1 pseudogene is annotated in these 1,376 nt (G+C 46.3%); it reads left to right on the top strand.

The features are described 5' to 3' along the window. Positions 1-133: 133 nt before the first annotated feature. Positions 134-1,376: pseudogene (locus tag R7Q47_RS24615) on the top strand (tetratricopeptide repeat protein); the annotation flags it as partial.

Raw genomic sequence — 1,376 nt, 5'->3', positions numbered from 1 at the left:
ATCAAAAGGATTGCCGGGCGTTTTTATTGCCCAAGCATGTTACTATACCAAACGACTTCAACCGGCTATAAAAAGCAAGTTGAAGTCATTTGGGTTTATCCGCTATCTAAAACAGTTCGAGGGAACGAAAAGAATGTTTTGGGACAGTTCGCGTCTAATTAAATTAATAGGCTTTTTTTGTCTACTCTTGGCACAGCCACTTCACGCGACCATTTTATCTTCGGCTTTGCTTAACGAAGCACAACAACTGGCTGAGATAGAGCCAGCTCAAGCAAAGCAAGCAGCCAAAAACTACTTATCGCAACGCGAACTGACCGAACGTAAAGAAAGCGGCAGCCCTTCTGCGATGTCTCGAGAAGAGACCGATCGCAGCATTCGTACCCCAGCCAGCACCATCGAAGCACACAAGATCATTGCGCAAGCCGACTATACGATGGGCAATGTCCGCTCAGCGATCGATAACCTCAATGAAGCTGAAAAGCTCGCGAAAGAATATCAACTGCCTTACATGACTTTGGATGTGCAACTCATGCGCAACCAAATGATTTGGATGTACGACCACAACTATTCAGCTGCCGAAGACACCCTCAATCAAATTGAAACACAGCTAGACGAAGCCGACTCTGTACTTCAACGTACAGACAGCGTCCGTTATCGTCTGGTGATGCAGCGAGCCCTGCTAGCGGCTCATCGTGGCGATAACGTTGGCGCAGAGCGTTTGTATGCTCAAGCGAAAAGCATGCTTGAGGACAGTCGTTCCGATTTGGCCTTAATTGATTACTACACTTCTGTTGGTGAGTTTTACCTTAACAGTAAAAAATACAACCTTGCGCTTTCAGAACTGCTTTACGGTTATTGGCAGTCCATCGAAAGTGACAGCGGTACTCGCCTTGCCAAAGTAAACCGCTTGCTGGCGAGACTTTTCCAAGAGCGTCGTGTGTACGACAAAGCCATTGAATATCTGTCTCAGGCTGCAGATTTCTACGACTCTTACCCAAGCTCCCCTATTTTGGCCGATGTGCTTGAACAAATGGGCGACATCTATTTTTATCAAGGCAAGTTCAATCTTGCTTTGGTGCACTACTTCAACGTACTGGATCACGAAAGCACCAGTCGTAATATCAATCGCACCATTAAGATTCGGTTGAGCTTGGCTGCGACTTACCTGCAACTCTACAACTACGCACTTGCAGAGCAATATCTGGAACGTGCGACAGAGTTACTGGAATACGCGGATATCCCTCAGCTTGAAGCGAAAGCCGCCCTACTTCAGTCTGGTCTCGCTTATCATCAGAACGACAGCAAAAAAGTAATTGAAAACGCGAAGAAAGCTTTAGAGCTTGTCGAAAAAGCGCCGGAAAACAAAAACTTCATCA

The sequence above is a fragment of the Vibrio sp. Vb0349 genome (genome assembly GCF_033338975.1).
This window is presented reverse-complemented; position numbering and strand designations above follow the sequence as displayed.